Annotated in this window: 1 protein-coding gene; it reads right to left on the bottom strand. The window is 71.2% G+C overall.

The window, feature by feature from the left end; translation table 11 throughout:
* Positions 1–1,147: IS701 family transposase (locus tag E0504_RS48175; RefSeq protein ID WP_112109417.1), on the bottom strand; the 1,147-nt coding region annotated here is incomplete at its 3' end.
* Between the last annotated feature and the right edge of the window lie 71 nt (positions 1,148–1,218).

The following is a 1,218-nucleotide window of genomic DNA, read 5'->3' as shown; positions in this document are numbered from 1 at the left end:
AGTGGTCGAGGCCGAGGCCGTCTTTGAGTTCGCGGTAGTCGTGTTCGATCCGCCAGCGGATCTTCGCGAGGCGGACGAGGTGCCGTAGTGGGGTGCCCTCGGGCAGGGTGGACAGCCAGTAGTCGGTGGGTTCGGCCTGGCCAGGGGGCCATTCAGCCAGCAGCCAGCATTCCGGCAGGCTCCGGTCGGGGTTGCGGGTGATGTTCCGGTTGGCGGGGCGGACCCGGAGTGCGAGGAAGCGGGAGCGCATCCCTGCGGTCGGGTTGGCCGGGGTCCTGTGGGTGCCGTGCCGCCAGGTCACGTACCGGCCGGCGGACCGTCCGGCCGCTGTCACCAGGGTCTTCAGATCGCGGGGCGGGTCGGGGTAGGCCGACGCGGGCGGCCGGCCGCTGCCCGAATAGGCCGCGGTGACCGGCACCGCGTCGGCCGGGTAGGCGGTCGCGGTCGGCTTCACGGCCAGCACGTAGGGGATGTTCCGGTCGGTCAGCCCCTGGCGGAAGGCGGCGGCGTCGCCGTAGCCGGCGTCCGCCACGACCGGCCTGCTCGGCAGTCCCCACCCGGCCAGCTCGTCGAGCATGTCCAGCGCGAGCCGCCATTTCTCCTGGTGCCGCGCCCTGTCGGGGATCGCGGCCCGTTCACGGCGGGCCCGGGCGCCGGCGACCTCGGTCGGGTCGGTCAGGGTGGTGTCGTCCCAGGAGGCCGGGAGGAACAGCCGCCAGTCCAGCGCGGCTGACGCCCAGTCGGTGACCGCGTGAACGGACACCCCGATCTGACAGTTCCCGACCTTGCCCAGGGCACCGGAGTACATCCGGGCCACCCCGGGCGAGGCTGGCCCGTCCTTGGGGAAGCCGGTGTCGTCCACGACCAGCGCGACCGGGTCGAGGAAGGCGACCGCCCAGCCGGCGAGGCGCCGGCGGACCTGGGTGTAGTCCCAGGTCGAGCTGGTCACGAACTGCTGCAGCTGCTGATGGTCCACGCCGAGGCGGGCAGCCATCGGGACCATGCTCTTGCGCTTGCCGTCCGTCAGCAGCCCCCGCACGTACAGCTCGCCCTTGCCCCGCTGGTCCGTCCGGGGCAGGTCCGCGAACATCTCCGCCGCGAACCGTTCGATCACCGGCCGCACACGGCCCATCTCACCCAGTTCCATACCAACCACCGCCACACACACGAAGACGACAGTCAGTACAACCAATGACAGACCTAATCAAGTCCTACTAG

The organism is Parafrankia sp. BMG5.11, assembly GCF_004337455.1.
Note: the sequence above shows the minus strand (reverse complement) of the source record. Positions and strands in the feature narration are given on the sequence as shown.